The following is a 14,757-nucleotide window of genomic DNA, read 5'->3' as shown; positions in this document are numbered from 1 at the left end:
GTTGCAGTATAGTCACTTCCTACTTGTCCATTTGTTACTAATGTTACTGGATCTTTTAGGTTTGTTTCTGTGCCTGCGATAACGTATTTAACTTCGACGTTTCCACCTAATTTTGGTGCGTACTCATAAACAACTTCTTGTTTCGCTTCTGTTACTTTACCTGTTTCTGTAGCTGAACCTTCTTTTAGTCCATTATTTGTTTTAACTAATTCATAGACTAAGCCGTCTTTTGTGAGGGTGTTTTCTTTCGTTGCAGTATAGTCACTTCCTACTTGTCCATTTGTTACTAATGTTACTGGATCTTTTAGGTTTGTTTCTGTGCCTGCGATAACGTATTTAACTTCGACGTTTCCACCTAATTTTGGTGCGTACTCATAAACAACTTCTTGTTTATCTGCTGTAACTGTACCCGTTTCTGCGGCTGATGTATCTTTATGACCTTTATATACATAAACTTTTCCATCAGTTGCTGTTAATTCTTCACCTGCTGCTGGCGCTGTTGAAGTATATTCTTTTCCAACTTTTAATCCCTTAGCAACATCTGTTGCTGGTTTTAATTCAGTTGTTGTACCTTCGATAACATATTTTGCAACTACATCTCCACCTATTGGCATAATTCTCTCGTAATAAACATTTTCAACTACATTACCATTATTAACCAATTCCTGAGAAACTAAGACTCTATCAATAACTGCTCTATCTGGCGCTTCAAAGTTATTCACTTTAGGTGAATTTGTAGTTGGCCAATTTGGTTGATAAGCATCAGTTCTATATTCCCATGGACCTTCTACTACTCGGCCTGTTTCTTTACCTGTGTAAACTTTTCTCGTAACTGTAATATTTTGTACAACAGGATTAGCAACTACATTACTCTCATTATTCTTTTCAAGATAGTTAATTGTACGAGTAATCGTTTTGCTTTCTTCTTTAAATGTTGCTTCCTCATAGACATACGTAACTTTTTTCGTTACTTGTTTTTCATAAGTTCCTGTTTCTGGAGCTGAATCTGCTTGGATTTCTTTAAATAAATATGGTAATCCCGACCAATGACCTCGAGGAATGACATCTTCTTTTGTCGTAGTATATGGTTGTCCTGCAAATTCTTTTTCAGTAATTTTTGGAAGAATATCGTCTTTTCTAATATTGATATAACGGACTTCTAATTTTCCTCGTACGTCTTCTGTTCTTAATCCAACAGTATTCGATTCTAACCATACATTTTGATTATTCTTCAAGAAAATTTGCGATGTACTTTGAACAAAGTTTGGATTATCAGCATCAACTCGAAGATTAAAGTTATGTGTAAAGCCATGTTGTTTTGTTACCGTATAATCTTTTTTAAATTTATATTTAACGGCAGTAACATCTTTCCAATTTGTGATTTGATCAGCAGTTACGTAAGTTCCTGTAGTTTTATCAGCTGCAGTTGATGTCGTATATTCTATATCATACTCATCTGAATTCTCAGCAATAGGTCCTTCTAAATACGTTACTGCTTCACTCTTAGGAATTAAAACAACTGCTTCTTTGATTTTTTGAGGTGTATCTGTTAAGTTCTCAATTTGAGGTGTTAGAGTAACTTCTTGTCCATTCTTCACATCAATAATCCCTCGTGTACCAGTAGTTCCTGGTTTAGATATTGTTAATGATGTTGAATACTCAATTACATTATTCATCGTAACATTAATATTTGCTTTTGCAATTGTTCGACCTGATTCATGGCCTTCTACATAATCTGCATTTAAAGAACGATCATTACCAAATAAAGTTTCAGCATCACTATTCCACACAAGATAAGATTCTATATTATATGTTCCACTTTGAATTTGACCATTATTTTCTACTTCAAAAGTTAATGCCGCTGGTTTATAAGTTCCACCTTTAATCCATCCATCTCTGTTTAAATCAAAGCTAGATAACCCTAAATCTTTTGATTCGAAAATATAGGCACGTTTACCAGTTCCTTTATAATTTTCAATAATACGCGTTGGATTTACAGTATCATAATTTTCTTTTATTCGATTATAAGCCCAATTACCATCTTCACTATTTACTCCACCATAATAAATTGATGTACTTGATAATAAACGATTGTCCGCTGTCAATCTAAAGTCTTTCAATGGTAACTTTGGATCTGCTAGTAACATTACACTTGTTTTATTAATATTTGGATCTAATTTTTGTAAGTCATATGTTTTTATACCATTTTTATCAGATTCTGCTAAGTAAAAATAATCTGGTGCTTCATAACTTACTGTAATTGGAATATTTTTTCCTCGTGTTAAATTATCTTTTGACAAGTCCCGTTTACCAATTTGATCCATTGATAAACGTAATGTTGTCGCTTCTTTTGTGTGTACTGCTGGATTACTTGCTCCCGTATTAGGGCGTTGCGTTGCAACAGCACTTTCTAATGTATTTTCAGCCGATAAGACTTGAGAAATTTTATCTTCATAACGCTGAATATTTGGATCTTTTGCTTTTTCTTTCCAAGTACCTACTGTTACATCTAAATCTGTTTTTAATCCTATAATTGTTTTAGAAGCTTGCTCTCTATTTTGTAGTTCATCAACAATTCCAGGAGTTTTTAAAATTAAATGATTATATCTTTTATCTGGATTAAGAGTAATTTTACTAAATAATTCATCAATATTCGTATATTCTTTAATTAATTCCGGCTGGTTATTCTCATTGACTCCATATAATTGAAAGTTTTCTTTAAATTGCCCACGTAAATCTTTATATCCTGCATGGTATCCTTTTACTCCGGCATTTCCATTTTCTAATTCATTTGTATAAACTTCTGATACTTTAAATTCAGTAAAATAATTTCCTTCTTGATCTTTCGGAATAAGATAGTTTAAATATTGACTTGGTAATGTTCCACCATCTGCTTTTATTTTATTAAACGGAACACTATAACGAGCTCCAAATGTATCTACATTACTAGCATTTGAAAATAGTCTTTGATTCGATTGTGTGTTAATGTAATCATCCATATTACCAATCGAAGGAGCACCATCACCCGCATAGATTCTAAAACCATCAGGATTTTCTAGCGTTTGTGTGAATGATGAACCATCTGGTCTATGTCCTACAGCTTTATAAACAATTTTAGCATTATAGCCTTTTGTTCCATTAGACTCAATAACCTTTGCAATTTCCTCTGGTGTACTTAAGGCACCCTCTTTTAATCTTAATACAGGTCCGGCATAGACTAAAATTTGATTAATTCCACGAGTTTGATCTGGATGTAAGGTAGCTACTCCATTTTCTAGTGTCCATTTTGAATTATTAGGAGCATTAGGGTCTAATTCTAAAAACTCTGGAATTCCACTAATTGTATAATCATAACTTGTTAATCGACCATTACCATTTTGATTCCACCCATCAGCTTCTCCACTATTGAAGAATGGTTCATTTGTCATAATTAATGGAATTCTAAAAGGAGTTTTTACAGGAGTTAATTTACCATTAACAACAGAACCGAGTTTGTATTCACGTTGGTCCTGTGATAAATAATTTTTCACCAATTTTTCTCTTGTATCTTTTTCTCGATAAATAATTTCTGATAAATAATCAAAAGTAGCTGTTGCTGTTTTTGTAGATAAGACATTTCCACCACTGATAAACTCTGTCTTCACTGGTAGTGAATCACCTTTTGATGGTGCATTCTTTATAGATGTTCCTACATAAAGTTTTAATAAACTTTCCGCAACAGATCCACCAGCCATTGGATTTAAATTTAAATCATAAACATAATCAGTAGCTGTAGAACGGTCATCTGTACTTTTAACAAAAGATGAATTTGTAAATTCTGGTTTTTTAGTAGAATGAAGAAAAGCCTTTGGAATAGTTACACGTATTTTACCATCTGTAACTGTCTCATCTGAAGAAGCTGAATAAGTAATCGCCATATTAATGACACGTTCACCGTCACCATTATTTGCTACCGGAATTCGTTTTTCTGTTGGCCCTTTCGATGTATCAAAATGAATTGACCCTGTCAAAGCATGCTCTGTCACTCCTCCAGTACGGAAACCAGTTCTTTCTTCCATCTTTTTACCATTACGGCTATCTTGATTTTTGTTTTCTTTAGGTGTTTCTTCAGCTTTAATCGATTTTAAGATAGAAGTTAACGAACTAACTTCTTTTGCTTTTTTATCAGCTCCTGACTTTGTTGCATCCAATGCACTTAAATATTGCTTAGCTTCTGCAACGAGTTTTTCGGCAGCCTGAATTTGAGAGGCTTGTTTTTTATTTCCTCTGAGACGCTCTATTTGCGCTTCCAAATCAGCTAGTTTTGCTTGCAAGAGAGATAAATCGACAGATGGTTTCGTCTCAGTTGCTTCTGCAACGTTAGTATGTTCTGAAACTGCTGAAGCTTGGTCTGTCTGTTTTTCGGACACTTTTACAGACTTTTCTGCCTCTTCAGTTGATTTTGGTTGCTCAGCTAACTCCGCTTTCCCTGCACTATCTACTTTTGGCTCAGAGATAGTTCCTGCTTGAGCATTTCCTTGAGCTTGGTTTAGTCCCATATCAGCATCCTTCGTCACTACCGTTTCAGTAGCAGAGTCTGCTTCTACCGTATCTACATTGTAACCAAACAAAAATCCTGCCCCGATTAAGACACTCGCAGCACCAACTTTTAATTTTTTAATCGAATATTTTTCGTATCTATTACCACAAAAATATCGATGATCTTTTTGTTGTCGCGACAATTTAAACATGATTTACCACCTTTATATATATATATATATATATGCACACTTAGGTACAAATATACTTTCACTATATTATATCATATTTCAAAGTAATTTTTAAGATATTTGTTTATAAATTTCATTTAAAAAACATACCATTCTAAAACATTTTTTGTACAAGTATAAATTTATATAAATATCTCCATTATCCCACCTTCAACTTTCTTTTTCATTCCTTTTATGGTAAAATGAAGAGTAATAATATTTATTAAAGAGGTAAAAACATGATTGAAGCAAGCAAATTGAAAGCTGGTATGACATTTGAAACTGCAGACGGAAAATTGATCCGTGTTTTGGAAGCTAGCCACCACAAACCAGGTAAAGGGAACACGATCATGCGTATGAAATTGCGTGATGTCCGTACTGGTTCTACATTTGACACAAGCTACCGTCCAGAAGAAAAATTCGAACAAGCTATTATCGAAACTGTTCCAGCTCAATACTTGTACAAAATGGATGAAACTGCCTACTTCATGAACACTGAAACTTACGACCAATACGAAATCCCAGTCGTAAACGTTGAAAATGAATTGCTTTACATCCTTGAAAACTCTGATGTGAAAATCCAATTCTACGGAACTGAAGTAATCGGTGTAACTGTACCTACTACAGTTGAGTTGACAGTTGCTGAAACACAACCATCTATCAAAGGTGCTACTGTCACAGGTTCTGGTAAACCAGCAACTATGGAAACTGGACTTGTTGTCAACGTTCCAGACTTCATCGAAGCTGGACAAAAATTGATCATCAACACTGCAGAAGGAACTTACGTTTCTCGTGCCTAATCTCTAGAAAGAGGTCATTCTATGGGAATTGAAGAACAATTTGGCGAAATCGTTATCGCTCCACGTGTACTTGAAAAAATCATTGCCATCGCAACTGCTAAAGTTGATGGTGTCCACTCATTTTCAAATAAATCCGTATCTGATACCCTATCAAAACTCTCTCTTGGTCGTGGCGTCTACTTAAAAGAAAGCAACGAAGAACTAACTGCTGACATCTATCTCTATCTTGAGTACGGTGTGAAGGTACCAAAAGTTGCTCTTGCTATTCAAAAAGCAGTCAAAGATGCTGTCCGTGATATGGCTGATGTGGAACTTGCTGCTGTTAACATCCATGTTGCAGGAATCGTTCCAGATAAAACACCAAAACCTGAGTTGAAAGATCTATTTAACGAGGACTTCCTCAATGACTAGTCCATTATTAGAATCTAGACGCGAACTTCGTAAATGCGCTTTTCAAGCCCTCATGAGCCTTGAATTCGGGACAGATGTGGAAACAGCTTGTCACTTTGCATATACACATGACCGTGAAGATGCAGATATGCAAATCCCTGCCTTTCTTCTGAACTTGGTTTCTGGCGTTCAAGCTCAAAAAAACGAGTTGGATAAACAAATCAACCAGCACCTCAAGTCAGGCTGGACAGTTGAACGCTTGACCTTGGTCGAAAAAAACTTACTACGCTTGGGAATCTTTGAAATCACATCATTTGATACACCTCAGCTGGTAGCAGTCAATGAAGCCATTGAACTTGCTAAGAATTTTTCAGATCAAAAATCAGCCCGCTTTATCAACGGACTGCTTAGTCAATTTGTAACTGAAGAAAATGAATAATCGAAAAGGTGTTTGGTCTTCCAAGCACCTTTTGACTTTCCCCTTGGTATAAAGTAAGAACCACATAAAAACTAGAACTGACTGCCAGTTCTAGTTTTTGCGTATTCTGAAGTATTAGTATTTTCTAAATCGTTGGTAGCGCTCTTCCAACAACTCTTCTAACGGTTTTTGTGAAAGTATGGCTAGCTCAGTTTGGAGTTCTTTTTTGACACTCTTAATCAGTTCTTTACTAGAAAGTCCTGCTTCAGAAATCACCTTATCCACCACGTCCATTTCTAACAATTCATGTGAGGTGATTTTCATCAGCTCTGCCGCCTCCATGGCACGAGTACCATCTTTCCATAGAATAGAAGCAAAACCTTCTGGACTGAGAATAGCATAGATAGAATTTTCCAGCATCCAGACACGGTCTGCGACTGCTAGAGCCAAAGCCCCACCTGAACCACCTTCACCGATAATAATGGCAATAATAGGAACTTTCAGATCACTCATTTCCATGAGATTGCGAGCGATAGCTTCCCCTTGTCCACGTTCCTCCGCTCCAACACCAGGATAGGCCCCTGCCGTATTGATAAAGGTGACAACTGGTCGGCCAAATTTTTCAGCCTGTTTCATCAAACGTAGGGCCTTACGGTAGCCTTCTGGATGAGGTTGACCAAAATTCCGTTTGAGGTTATCTTGCAAGCTCTTGCCTTTTTGGATACCAACCACTGTTACAGCTTGGTCTCCAAGCCAGCCGATACCACCAACAACTGCACCATCATCACGAAAAGAACGGTCACCGTGTAATTGGATAAATTCATCAAAAATGCCTGTCGCAAAGTCCAAGGTTGTCAAGCGACTCTGCTCACGCGCTTCTCTGACTATTTTTGCAATATTCATCTAGGACCCCCTCCGTGCAATCTGACTAGGCTAGCAATCGTATCTGGCAAGTCTCTTCTTTTAACAATAGCATCTACAAAGCCATGTTCCAGTAGGAATTCTGCCTTTTGAAAATCCTCAGGCAAGTTTTCACGAACCGTATTTTCAATCACACGTCGCCCAGCAAAACCGACCAAGCTCTGTGGTTCAGCTAGAATAACATCTCCTTCCATAGCGAAAGAAGCTGTTACACCACCTGTCGTTGGATCTGTCAAAATGGTCAGGTAAAAGAGACCTGCATTTGAATGGCGTTTAACTGCTGCAGAAATCTTGGCCATCTGCATGAGACTCATGATTCCTTCCTGCATACGGGCTCCACCAGAGGCTGTAAAGAGAACAACTGGCAACTTTTCAACAGTCGCATACTCAAACAAACGAGTGATTTTTTCCCCTACAACCGTACCCATAGAAGCCATGATAAAGTTAGAATCCATAATCCCAAGAGCCACAGTCTGACCTTTAATAAAAGCAGTTCCTGTCACAACGGCTTCATCTAGACCTGTTTTTTCACGCATGGTTGCTAGTTTCTTTTGATAACCTGGGAAATGCAAGGGATCCTTACTTTCAATCCCTGTAAACAATTCCTTAAAGGTTCCCATATCAATCGTCAAAGCCAAACGTTCTTGGGCAGAAATACGAAAGGTGTAGCTACAGTACGGACAGATACGCTCACTTCCCAGATCCTTCTGATAAATGGTATGCTTACAGCCTGGACACTGGGAGAATAATTCATCTGGAACCTCTGGCTTGGCTTGAGGTTTTTCCCTAACCGAACGATTGGGATTGATTCGAATATACTTATCTTTTTTACTAAATAGAGCCATTGATTCCCCTTTTCGGTTTAAACTCTTGAAATCATTTTATTCTTTTTCTTGATACTTGGGCAAGAAGGTTTCCATCAAGAAGGAAGTATCGTAATCTCCAGCAATGACATTGCGATCTGAAATGAGGTCAAGCTGGAAATCTGCATTGGTCTGTACCCCCTCTATCTCTAGTTCATAGAGGGCACGTTGCATTTTCATCAAGGCATCAAAACGATTTTCGCCGTGAACGATGACTTTGGCAATCATACTATCATAATAAGGCGGAATGGTATATCCTGGATAAACCGCTGAATCCACGCGCAAGCCAACTCCCCCACTTGGAAGATAGAGATTGGTAATCTTACCTGGACTTGGAGCAAAGTTGAAGGCTGGATTTTCTGCATTGATACGACATTCAATAGCATGACCTCGTAGAACAATATCTTCTTGCTTAACAGACAGGGGCTGACCCGCTGCAATGCGAATCTGTTCCTTAACGATATCCACACCTGAAACAAATTCTGTTACTGGATGTTCTACTTGTACACGAGTATTCATCTCCATAAAATAGAATTTACCGCTAGCTTCATCAAGAAGAAACTCAATGGTCCCTGCATTCTCATAGCCAACAGACTCTGCCGCTCGAACAGCAGCAGCACCGATTTCATTGCGTAGCGTTTTCCCAATTGCAATCGAAGGGCTTTCTTCCAAAACCTTTTGATTATTCCGTTGAAGAGAACAATCCCGTTCCCCTAAATGGATTACATTCCCGTGTTCATCTCCTAGGATTTGAACCTCGATATGACGAGCTGGATAGATAACGCGTTCTATGTACATAGCACCATTGCCATAATTGGCCTTGGCTTCGCTAGAGGCAGTTTCAAAGGCTGAAACGAGGTCTTCTGGTTTTTCAACCTTACGAATCCCTTTACCGCCACCACCTGCTGAAGCCTTGAGCATCACAGGATAGCCAATTTTTTCAGCAACAATCAAGGCTTCCTCAGAGTTATGCACTTCTCCATCCGAACCCGGAATGACGGGCACGCCTGCTTGGATCATCTGAGCGCGCGCATTAATCTTGTCTCCCATCATATCCATAACATGGCCAGATGGACCGATAAACTTGATACCCACCTCTTCACACATGGTTGCAAATTTGGAATTTTCACTGAGAAATCCAAAACCTGGGTGAATGGCTTCAGCCTCAGTCAAGACTGCAGCTGATAGAACCGCATTGATATTGAGATAAGACTCAGTTGCCTTACCTGGGCCGATACAAACTGCTTCATCTGCCAAAAGCGTATGAAGGGCTTCCTTATCAGCAGTTGAATAAACCGCTACCGTCGCAATCCCCAATTCACGCGCCGCACGAATAATACGGACCGCAATTTCACCACGATTGGCAATTAAAATTTTTCGAAACATGGAGAACCTCCTTAGTTCCCTATTGCAAAGGTTAGAGTACCACTAGCTGCAAGCTTGCCATCCACTTCAGCCTTTGCTTCAACCACGGCAATGGTGCCACGACGTTTTACAAAAGTCGCTGTCATAACCAATTGGTCGCCTGGTACAACTTGCTTCTTAAACTTAACCTTGTCCATACCAGCGTAAAAAACTAGTTTCCCTTTATTTTCAGGCTTAGACAACTCCAAAACACCCGCTGTTTGCGCCAAAGCTTCCATGATCAGAACACCTGGCATAACTGGGTATTGAGGAAAATGGCCGTTAAAGAAGGGCTCGTTGATGGTCACATTTTTGATGGCAACAATGGTATCCTCGCTCACTTCCAAGACACGGTCCACTAGGAGCATGGGATAACGGTGGGGCAGAGCTTCTTTGATTCCTTGAATATCGATCATTTGATACGTACCAATCCTTTACCAAACTCAACCATTTCTTCATTGGAAACGAGAATTTCTGTTACCAAACCATCCTTAGGTGCAGGAATTTCATTCATAACTTTCATGGCTTCGATGATGACCAATGTTTGACCTTTTTTGACAGTATCACCAACTGTAACGAAGGCAGGTTTATCCGGTCCGGCAGCCAAGTAAGCCACACCGACAAGTGGGCTCTCTACAACATCACCCTCAGCAGCTACACTTGTTTCAGCTGGAGCTGGAGCTTGAACTTCTTCTGCTACAGTCTCTGCTGGAGCAGATGTAGGAGCTACTGGACTTGGTGTTGCTAGAGCAGGCGCTGGTGCGACTGGAGTTGCAACTTCAGATACCAGTCTCGCTTCATTTTTGCTAAACTGTAACTCATCCGTCCCATTTTTATAAGAAAATTCTCTCAAACTTGACTGGTCAAATTGAGCCATCAAGTCTTTAATATCGTTTAAATTCATACTTATTTATTCTCCCAACGTTTGAAAGCAAGAACGGCATTGTGGCCACCAAAACCAAAGGTATTTGAAATAGCGTATGGAATCTCTTGCTCCAAGCCTTGTCCATAAACGACATTGGCTTCGATATAATCTGATACTTCACTTGTCCCAGCTGTCATTGGAACAAAGTTATGACGCATAGCTTCGATTGTGACGATAGCTTCTACTGCACCTGCAGCCCCCAGCAAATGTCCTGTGAAAGACTTAGTTGATGATACAGGTACTTCCTTACCAAGAACAGCTACGATCGCACCACTTTCTCCTTTTTCATTAGCAGGAGTTGACGTTCCGTGCGCATTGACATAGGCTACTTGCTCTGGAGAAATCGCAGCTTCTTCCAAGGCTAGTTTGATGGCCTTGATGGCTCCCTGACCTTCTGGATGTGGTGAAGTCATATGGTAGGCATCACAAGTATTTCCGTAACCAACCACTTCAGCAAGGATAGTAGCCCCACGTTTTTCAGCGTGTTCAAGACTTTCAAGAACCAACATCCCTGAACCTTCTCCCATGACAAAACCATTACGGTCCTTATCAAATGGGATAGAAGCACGAGTAGGATCCTCTGTAGTTGAGAGAGCAGTTAGGGCTTGGAAACCAGCAATAGCGAAAGGTGTAATAGAAGCTTCCGAACCACCTACCAACATAACATCTTGGAAACCAAACTTGATTGAGCGGAAGGCATCGCCAATCGCATCATTTGATGAAGCGCAGGCAGTATTGATAGATTTACAAACACCGTTTGCTCCAAAACGCATAGCAACATTTCCTGAAGCCATATTTGGTAAGGCCTTTGGAAGGGTCAATGGTTTCACACGTTTTGGTCCTTTGTCATTTAGGCGAAGTACTTGATCCTCAATTTCTTTGATTCCACCAATACCAGAGGCCACAATAACACCAAAACGATCTTTATCAAGAGTCTCTACATCGAGATTAGCGTGATTAACAGCTTCTTGGGCTGCGTACAAGGCATACAAAGAGTAGTTATCAAAACGATTGGTATCTTTCTTAACAAAGTATTTATCAAAAGGAAAATCTTGGATTTCTGCTGCATTATGCACATCAAAGTCACTATGATCAAATTTTGTAATTTGACCAATTCCGATTTTTCCAGTTGTCAAACTATTCCAAAATTCTTCTGGTGTATTTCCGATTGGAGATGTTACTCCATAACCTGTTACTACTACGCGATTTAGTTTCATCTTTTTTACCTCTAGCTTCTGCTACATACTTAAGCCACCATCAATGGCAACTACTTGACCAGTTAGATAATCTTGGCCTGCTAAAAATACTGTTAAATCTGCAACCTGCTCTGCCTGCCCAAATTCTTTCATAGGAATTTGTGCCAGCATAGCATCTTTTACCTTATCTGATAGAACAGCTGTCATATCGGACTCAATCATTCCAGGTGCAATAGCATTAACCCTGATATTGCGATTGGCCACTTCACGAGCCACAGACTTGGTAAAACCAATCAAACCAGCCTTAGAAGCTGCATAGTTAGCTTGACCGATATTTCCCATCAAACCAACTACGCTAGACATATTAATGATAGCACCTTCTCTAGCTTTTATCATCGGTTTCAAGACTGATTGTGTCATGTTAAAGGCACCAGTTAAGTTAACCTTAAGCACTTTTTCAAAATCCGCTTCTGTCATCTTGAGCATCAGGGTATCTTGAGTAATTCCTGCATTGTTAACCAAAACATCTACTGAACCCAGCTCTGCAATAGCTTTCTCAACCATACGCTTAGCGTCTGCAAAATCTGATACATCTCCTGATATAGGAACCACCTTGACACCATAGTTTGAAAACTCAGCGAGCAATTCTTCTGAAATTGCTCCACGACTGTTTAAAACAATATTGGCTCCTGCTTGAGCAAACTTGTGGGCGATGGCAAGACCAATTCCACGACTCGAACCTGTAATAAAGATATTTTTATTTTTTAGTTGCATTCTTTTCTCCTGTTTCCTCTTGTATTTATGGGAGAAGGGATTACTTGTTTTCTAGCAAGGCTTCCAAGCTAGCCTGATCTTCAACATTGGCTAATTTAGCTGTCTTATCAATTTTTTTCACAAAGCCTGACAAGACTTTCCCAGGGCCAATCTCTATAAAGTTGGTTACGCCTGCTTCTTGCATGACCCCAATACTTTCATAGAAACGAACTGGCTCCTTGACCTGACGCGTCAAAAGTTGAGCAATGTCTTCTTTTTTCATAACAGCAGCTTCTGTATTACCAACTAGGGGACAAGTAAAATCTGAAAAACTTACCTGAGCTAGAGTTTCAGCTAGTTTCTGGCTAGCAGGCTCAAGGAGAGCGGTATGAAAAGGCCCTGACACCTTGAGAGGAATCAAGCGTTTGGCACCTGCTTCCTGCAAGAGTTCAACAGCTCGGTCAACTGCAGTCACTTCTCCACCAATCACGATTTGTGCAGGTGTATTATAGTTGGCTGGGGTAACTATTCCAAGTTCAGAAGCTTTTTGACAGACTTCTTCAATAACCTCTACTGGCGTATTGAGAACTGCTACCATCTTGCCAGAGCCAGCAGGAGCTGCTCCTTCCATATAGGCTCCACGCTTAGCAACCAAGGCTACCGCATCTTCAAAATCCAAGGCACCGCTAGCCACCAAGGCAGAGTATTCTCCAAGAGACAAACCAGCAACCATATCAGGCTGATAGCCTTTTTCTTGCAATAAACGGTAGATAGCAACCGAAGTTGCTAAAATTGCTGGTTGCGTATAGCGGGTCTGATTGAGTTTTTCTTCTTCCCTATCAATGAGATGACGCAAATCATAACCGAGTACCTGACTCGCTTGATCAATCGTTTCTTTGACAATAGGGTAGTGATCATAGAGATCACGGCCCATACCTAGATACTGGGCACCTTGACCAGCAAATAAAAAGGCTGTTTTAGTCATTTCTTACAACTCCTGCCCAACGAGAGGCTTCTTCTTGAATTTTCTTAGCTGCTCCGTAGTACAAATCTTTTAGGATTTCTTCAACGCTTTCTTCTTTGGAAACAAGCCCTGCAATTTGACCTGCCATAACAGATCCGCCATCCACATCACCGTGAACAACTGCTTTGGCTAGTGCACCTGCGCCCATTTGTTCAAAAATTTCCAAATCTGGATTTTCTTGTTTAAAGGCATCTTTCTCAGCTTTTTCAAAATCACGAGTCAACTGATTTTTAATCGCACGAACAGCATGTCCAAAGTGTTGAGCTGAAATCGTAGTATCAATATCTCGAGCTTTTAAAATTTTCGCCTTATAATTTGGATGGGCATTAGACTCTTTTGCAACGACAAAACGAGTTCCAACCTGAACCGCCTCTGCACCTAGCATAAAGCCAGCCGCAGCACCTTCACCATCCGCAATCCCTCCTGCAGCAATAACAGGAATCGATACAGCAGCAGCAACCTGACGCACCAAGGTCATGGTTGTTAATTTACCGATATGTCCCCCAGCTTCCATTCCTTCTGCAATGACAGCATCTGCACCGATTTTTTCCATACGTTTAGCTAGGGCAACACTTGGTACAACGGGAATAACTGTAATCCCTGCTTCGTGGAAGCGTTCCATGTATTTACCAGGATTTCCTGCCCCTGTTGTCACTACCTTAACCCCTTCCTCGATGACGAGATCTACAATATCTTCCACAAAGGGAGACAAGAGCATGATATTGACACCAAAAGGTTTATCCGTTAACGATTTGATCTTGTCAATATTTGCCTTGACGACTTCTTTCGGGGCATTCCCACCACCGATAATCCCTAGTCCTCCAGCCTTGGAAACAGCCCCTGCCAAATCACCATCAGCAACCCAGGCCATTCCTCCTTGAAAAATAGGATAATCAATGTTCAATAATTCTGTAATACGTGTTTTCATAGTGCCTCCATCGTTTCTTGCTTACGTAATAGTTCGATACTGTCATAATTTGACAATCAAACTATTGCCTAAACAAGAGGGAGCGGGTTTCCCTACTCCTTCTATTTGTATTCTGCTTATTTTGTTTGCTCTTCAACGTAGGCAACCAAGTCACCAACTGTTTTCAAGTCATCTTCTGCTTCGATTTGGATATCAAAAGCATCTTCAATTTCTGAGATTACTTGGAACAAGTCCAATGAATCTGCATCCAAATCATCAAAAGTTGATTCAAGTGTTACTTCTGATGCGTCTTTTCCAAGTTCTTCAACGATAATTTCTTGTACTTTTTCAAATACTGCCATGATAGGACTCCTTTAAAATAAATAGTTTTTTATAACAATGTGTTCA

At 39.6% G+C, this 14,757-nt stretch carries 14 protein-coding genes; 3 read left to right on the top strand and 11 right to left on the bottom strand.

Annotated elements, in window-relative coordinates; genetic code table 11:
- A partial coding sequence (locus OCF96_RS09235) for a MucBP domain-containing protein (RefSeq protein ID WP_261446991.1) occupies window positions 1-4,730 on the bottom strand: 4,730 nt, incomplete at its 3' end.
- Between the two features lie 257 nt (window positions 4,731-4,987).
- Between OCF96_RS09235 and efp the strand changes: the two genes are divergently transcribed.
- From efp to nusB, 3 genes are read left to right on the top strand one after another with little or no spacing between them, the layout of a single operon-like run.
- Window positions 4,988-5,548, top strand: coding sequence for an elongation factor P (gene efp, locus OCF96_RS09230; protein ID WP_000568643.1), 561 nt, complete (start codon window positions 4,988-4,990; stop codon window positions 5,546-5,548).
- Between the two features lie 21 nt (window positions 5,549-5,569).
- Entirely contained in the window at window positions 5,570-5,959 is a 390-nt protein-coding gene (locus OCF96_RS09225) for an Asp23/Gls24 family envelope stress response protein (protein ID WP_000510575.1), read from the top strand.
- Entirely contained in the window at window positions 5,952-6,377 is a 426-nt protein-coding gene (gene nusB / locus OCF96_RS09220) for a transcription antitermination factor NusB (RefSeq protein WP_261446990.1), read from the top strand. The genes OCF96_RS09225 and nusB overlap by 8 nt, the downstream gene beginning before the upstream one ends.
- A 114-nt stretch (window positions 6,378-6,491) precedes the next feature.
- Here nusB and OCF96_RS09215 read toward each other — a convergent pair whose 3' ends face one another.
- The 10 genes from OCF96_RS09215 to OCF96_RS09170 form a co-directional block, all read right to left on the bottom strand.
- Window positions 6,492-7,259 carry an acetyl-CoA carboxylase carboxyl transferase subunit alpha gene (locus tag OCF96_RS09215; protein ID WP_261446989.1) on the bottom strand — a complete coding sequence of 256 codons (768 nt, stop codon included), beginning with the start codon at window positions 7,257-7,259 and terminating at the stop codon, window positions 6,492-6,494.
- The gene (gene accD / locus OCF96_RS09210) at window positions 7,256-8,122 is read right to left on the bottom strand and encodes an acetyl-CoA carboxylase, carboxyltransferase subunit beta (protein ID WP_261446988.1); all 867 of its coding nucleotides are present in this window, start codon (window positions 8,120-8,122) and stop codon (window positions 7,256-7,258) included. The genes OCF96_RS09215 and accD overlap by 4 nt, the downstream gene beginning before the upstream one ends.
- A gap of 36 nt (window positions 8,123-8,158) precedes the next feature.
- Window positions 8,159-9,526, bottom strand: coding sequence for an acetyl-CoA carboxylase biotin carboxylase subunit (gene accC / locus OCF96_RS09205; protein ID WP_261446987.1), 1,368 nt, complete (start codon window positions 9,524-9,526; stop codon window positions 8,159-8,161).
- A gap of 11 nt (window positions 9,527-9,537) precedes the next feature.
- Window positions 9,538-9,960 carry a 3-hydroxyacyl-ACP dehydratase FabZ gene (gene fabZ / locus OCF96_RS09200; protein ID WP_000565515.1) on the bottom strand — a complete coding sequence of 141 codons (423 nt, stop codon included), beginning with the start codon at window positions 9,958-9,960 and terminating at the stop codon, window positions 9,538-9,540.
- A complete protein-coding gene (gene accB, locus OCF96_RS09195) occupies window positions 9,957-10,448 on the bottom strand; it encodes an acetyl-CoA carboxylase biotin carboxyl carrier protein (protein WP_261446986.1) in 492 nt (163 codons plus the stop codon). The genes fabZ and accB overlap by 4 nt, the downstream gene beginning before the upstream one ends.
- Window positions 10,449-10,450: 2 nt before the next feature.
- Window positions 10,451-11,686, bottom strand: a complete 1,236-nt coding sequence (fabF, locus tag OCF96_RS09190) for a beta-ketoacyl-ACP synthase II (protein WP_261446985.1) — start codon at window positions 11,684-11,686, stop codon at window positions 10,451-10,453.
- A gap of 21 nt (window positions 11,687-11,707) precedes the next feature.
- Entirely contained in the window at window positions 11,708-12,439 is a 732-nt protein-coding gene (gene fabG / locus OCF96_RS09185; protein WP_203212823.1) for a 3-oxoacyl-[acyl-carrier-protein] reductase, read from the bottom strand.
- Window positions 12,440-12,479: 40 nt separating this feature from the next.
- Window positions 12,480-13,403: an ACP S-malonyltransferase gene (fabD, locus tag OCF96_RS09180; protein ID WP_261446984.1), complete on the bottom strand. Its 924-nt coding sequence runs from the start codon at window positions 13,401-13,403 to the stop codon at window positions 12,480-12,482.
- The gene (gene fabK, locus OCF96_RS09175; protein ID WP_261446983.1) at window positions 13,396-14,370 is read right to left on the bottom strand and encodes an enoyl-[acyl-carrier-protein] reductase FabK; all 975 of its coding nucleotides are present in this window, start codon (window positions 14,368-14,370) and stop codon (window positions 13,396-13,398) included. The genes fabD and fabK overlap by 8 nt, the downstream gene beginning before the upstream one ends.
- Before the next feature lie 116 nt (window positions 14,371-14,486).
- Complete coding sequence (locus tag OCF96_RS09170; protein WP_000257838.1) at window positions 14,487-14,711, bottom strand: acyl carrier protein; 225 nt, start codon at window positions 14,709-14,711, stop codon at window positions 14,487-14,489.
- Between the last annotated feature and the right edge of the window lie 46 nt (window positions 14,712-14,757).

Origin of the sequence: Streptococcus mitis, assembly GCF_946190065.1 — a bacterium.
GTDB lineage: Bacteria > Bacillota > Bacilli > Lactobacillales > Streptococcaceae > Streptococcus > Streptococcus mitis_DE.
This window is presented reverse-complemented; position numbering and strand designations above follow the sequence as displayed.

Bases quoted from the DNA above. Each gene is read 5' to 3' on its own strand.
- fabG (WP_203212823.1), bottom strand. From the start codon at position 12,439: ATGCAACTAAAAAATAAAAATATCTTTATTACAGGTTCGAGTCGTGGA.
- fabZ (WP_000565515.1), bottom strand. From the start codon at position 9,960: ATGATCGATATTCAAGGAATCAAAGAAGCTCTGCCCCACCGTTATCCC.
- OCF96_RS09170 (WP_000257838.1), bottom strand. From the start codon at position 14,711: ATGGCAGTATTTGAAAAAGTACAAGAAATTATCGTTGAAGAACTTGGA.
- OCF96_RS09215 (WP_261446989.1), bottom strand. From the start codon at position 7,259: ATGAATATTGCAAAAATAGTCAGAGAAGCGCGTGAGCAGAGTCGCTTG.
- OCF96_RS09225 (WP_000510575.1), top strand. From the start codon at position 5,570: ATGGGAATTGAAGAACAATTTGGCGAAATCGTTATCGCTCCACGTGTA.
- efp (WP_000568643.1), top strand. From the start codon at position 4,988: ATGATTGAAGCAAGCAAATTGAAAGCTGGTATGACATTTGAAACTGCA.
- nusB (WP_261446990.1), top strand. From the start codon at position 5,952: ATGACTAGTCCATTATTAGAATCTAGACGCGAACTTCGTAAATGCGCT.
- fabD (WP_261446984.1), bottom strand. From the start codon at position 13,403: ATGACTAAAACAGCCTTTTTATTTGCTGGTCAAGGTGCCCAGTATCTA.
- fabK (WP_261446983.1), bottom strand. From the start codon at position 14,370: ATGAAAACACGTATTACAGAATTATTGAACATTGATTATCCTATTTTT.
- accD (WP_261446988.1), bottom strand. From the start codon at position 8,122: ATGGCTCTATTTAGTAAAAAAGATAAGTATATTCGAATCAATCCCAAT.
- accC (WP_261446987.1), bottom strand. From the start codon at position 9,526: ATGTTTCGAAAAATTTTAATTGCCAATCGTGGTGAAATTGCGGTCCGT.
- fabF (WP_261446985.1), bottom strand. From the start codon at position 11,686: ATGAAACTAAATCGCGTAGTAGTAACAGGTTATGGAGTAACATCTCCA.
- accB (WP_261446986.1), bottom strand. From the start codon at position 10,448: ATGAATTTAAACGATATTAAAGACTTGATGGCTCAATTTGACCAGTCA.